General features: G+C 38.6%; 1 protein-coding gene. It reads left to right on the top strand.

What is annotated here, in order from left to right; translation table 11 throughout:
• Window positions 1–17 precede the first annotated feature (17 nt).
• Window positions 18–215, top strand: a 198-nt coding sequence (locus tag AB1471_RS18230) for a Na+ dependent nucleoside transporter N-terminal domain-containing protein (RefSeq protein ID WP_367781119.1), incomplete at its 3' end; no start/stop codon positions are given.

Below are 215 nucleotides of genomic sequence, written 5' to 3'. Positions count from 1 at the left end.
GATTGGAGATGTACACGATGTTAAACATTTTATGGGGGCTAGCGGGAATTGTCACAATATTGATCGTTGCCTTTGCCTTTTCAAATAATAAACGCAACATTAGGTGGAGACCTGTGTTCGTTGGTCTTGCCATTCAATTAACGTTTGCTTTTCTTGTGCTTCAAACAACAATAGGACGCAATGTGCTAGAAAAAATGACGTATGCTGTTAATAAC

The sequence above is a fragment of the Jeotgalibacillus marinus genome (assembly GCF_040801915.1).
In the GTDB taxonomy this organism is placed as follows: domain Bacteria; phylum Bacillota; class Bacilli; order Bacillales; family Jeotgalibacillaceae; genus Jeotgalibacillus; species Jeotgalibacillus marinus.
This window is presented reverse-complemented; position numbering and strand designations above follow the sequence as displayed.